The organism is Bartonella queenslandensis AUST/NH15 (assembly GCF_000312585.1).
Lineage (GTDB): Bacteria > Pseudomonadota > Alphaproteobacteria > Rhizobiales > Rhizobiaceae > Bartonella > Bartonella queenslandensis_A.
Genome location: NZ_HE998003.1, coordinates 229697 through 232673, shown reverse-complemented (window position 1 = coordinate 232673; position 2977 = coordinate 229697). Strand labels below are relative to the sequence as shown.

The 2977-nt window shown below is 37.2% G+C and carries 2 protein-coding genes; one reads left to right on the top strand and one right to left on the bottom strand.

Annotated features, from left to right (window positions below):
* Nucleotides 1-132 precede the first annotated feature (132 nt).
* Nucleotides 133-2415, bottom strand: coding sequence for a ComEC/Rec2 family competence protein (locus BN338_RS06160; protein WP_039760079.1), 2283 nt, complete (start codon nucleotides 2413-2415; stop codon nucleotides 133-135).
* Nucleotides 2416-2530: 115 nt separating this feature from the next.
* On the opposite strand from BN338_RS06160, the gene BN338_RS06155 reads away from it, so the two are divergent.
* A partial coding sequence (locus tag BN338_RS06155) for a glutamate--tRNA ligase (RefSeq protein ID WP_039760076.1) occupies nucleotides 2531-2977 on the top strand: 447 nt, incomplete at its 3' end.

The following is a 2977-nucleotide window of genomic DNA, read 5'->3' as shown; positions in this document are numbered from 1 at the left end:
AATTTGTTGGTACTTTTCTCATTCACAATGAAGTTGATAAACTGATCAATTAAAAAACGCAAAATATATCAGAAAAATCCTCTATCATTTTTTGTTTTATCAATTGTCTAAATATAAAAAAAATGCGATAAATTATGCGCTCTTTTGTGAAGGCTGTCTGTGCATATTCCATGGTCTATGAAATCCTAGCGAAGACCAAATGATATCTCCTTTTTTGGTCATCATAACGCTTCCTCTTGATAATAATTGCTGGAGAGTAAATGTTATTCTTGCCTTCTTATGACATCTTGGATTATGCATTGCACTTGCAAATGTCTGAATGAGGATATCTGCCTCTATGCAATGATCTATTTCTCCACGTACAATGATAACTTTTAATCCATTCCCTAATAAGGATGCACATACAGAACGATCACAAATAAATTGTCCATAAAACGAAGGACCATATTTTGTTGGCTTAATCGTTTCATTCAAACGAAATGACTTTTTCCATATGGATGTCGTAAACTTAGAATGATTATAACGATCAATATATAATTTTTCATTATGGATAACACCCACGAGACGCATATTATCTGCTATAATCAATTGTACAGGTGAATGCATTATACAAATAGAAATACCAGCCAAAATAAAAAGACTAAAAAAGAACCTGATGGGTGTTTTGCAAAAAGTCAGTCCCACCAAGCCTATACTCAATAAAACTAACGCAGACAACGGCATAAAACCAGGATTCAAATCAGGAGAAATAGCCTTGATAGCGTATGCAATCTTTATCACAAGATTAACACCAAACCCCATAATTTGAAGAGGCAACCATTCAAATCCTCCTAACATTGCAAGAACTGCGATTAAGCCAAAAGGGATGACCAAAATTGAAATGATAGGCAAAGCAAAAGCATTACTGATAATGCTCAAAGATGCCGTATTAGAAAAATGATAAGCAGCATAAATTCCACTTGCACTCCCAGCTACAAACGAAGAAGCACATGTTGACAATATTGATAAGAAAGCAAAATTTATCACTCCTCCTCTAACATAAGAAGAAATTGTTTTTCTTTTACGAAAAATTGATCTTCCGCTCCACCAATCAAAAAAAGCAATCAAAGCAGCTGTCGCAGAAAAGGACATTTGAAAGCTAGGGCCTAATATTTCATGGGGTCTAATCGCTAAAGTTATCAACCCCGCAATAGAAAAATTACGCATTGTTATGGCAGAACGATTACACAATATAGCAACCAACATAACAGCAATCATCACAAAACTTCTTTGTGCTGATATTGCTAAGCCTGACAAGAGCAAATAAAAAGCCGTTATCATAAATGCAACGATAGCAGCAAATTTTTTACTGGAATAATAGGAGGAAAAAACTGGAAAAAATGCCAAAAAACTACGGATGCTTAAAAGAACGAGACCGCTCAACAGAGCCATATGTAAACCTGATATTGATAAAATGTGAGCCAATCCAGCCGTACGCAATGCTTCGTTTGTCTCATTTGAAATACCAGCACGCTGTCCTGTTATGAGAGCTGCCGCAACACTCCCCTTTTCTCCTTCAAGAGCGAGACGGATTCTTTGTGTCATCTTCATGCGTAAATTTTCAATTTTCTGTAGAACGATAGCCAATATTCCATCAGGCTGCAAAACAGAGATTTTTCTTGGCTTTCCTAGATAAACGCCTTGAGCTCCAATTCCTTTAAAATAATTATGAAAACTAAAATCGTAGCCTCCTGGACGCACCGGCCCAGAAAATGCACGAATCTTAACTGTCCCATACAGTCCATCACCAATTGCTAATCCAGATGGCAAATATCTTGCCGATAAACGAACACGACAAAGACTATGGCGTAATACGGGCTTTTCTGTACTTAAAACATCCAAAACTAAACGAAATTCCCCTTTGGTATCTGTTTCAATAGAAACAATTCTTCCCGTCAATGTAGTAACAATGTCACTGCTTAACATGGGTGTTGCAATACGCCACGTTTCTATTTTTGCTGCCAAAGCCCCCAATACGATACAAAACAAAAATCCTGTAGGAATCCATATTTTTTGATAAAAATGTGCAATAGAGAATATTCCCAGAAAAATACTGATCAATGCCCCCAATTGTCCCCAACTTGGCTCCTGTTCTAAATGAAAATAAAAAATGATTCCTAGGGAAAAAAAGACTAAAATAAGCGAAAAAAGAATCCCAAAAGAAACTTCTTTATTGATACAATCCACTAACCATTTTCTAACAAAAATGATTGCTTCTTTTAAAAGGATCAATAAAAAAAGTTTTTGTTGGTTATAACTGGCATTCTCTGCATCATCATACTTAAAAAAAACACCCTGATCTATTTGACATGCATTTTTTCTTTCTGTAACAGATTTTACGGATAAGCCCTCTTTAACTTTCCTTTGATTAAACATCCGCAAATCCCCACTTTAAACTTGCAATGCAGCTATTGCACACCCCGCCACCTATGCTAACATAACCTTTCTATAAAGTTCCATAAGTAATATTTCAATTTAAAGGAAAATATTCGTGTCTGTTATTACTCGTTTTGCCCCCTCACCCACTGGCTTCCTTCATATTGGTGGTGCTCGTACTGCTCTTTTTAATTGGCTTTATGCAAAACATACCGGTGGGAAAATGCTTCTACGCATTGAAGATACAGACCGTGAACGCTCAACAGAAGCAGCTGTAAAAGCCATTATAGATGGCTTGCACTGGATGGGGCTTAATTATGATGGTTCCCCTATTTCGCAATTCGAACGTGCAGAACGTCACCGCCAAATCGCCGAACAGTTAGTCCAGAATGGCAAAGCATATTATTGTTATGCTTCACCTGAAGAGTTAGCTGAAATGCGTGAAAAAGCCCGTGCAGAAGGACGCCCACCACGTTATGATGGACGTTGGCGTAACCGCGATCATTCTGAAGCACCTCAAGGGATCAAACCTGTTATTCGCATAAAAGCTCCTGAAGATGGA

Bases quoted from the DNA above. Each gene is read 5' to 3' on its own strand.
- BN338_RS06160 (WP_039760079.1), bottom strand. From the start codon at position 2,415: ATGTTTAATCAAAGGAAAGTTAAAGAGGGCTTATCCGTAAAATCTGTT.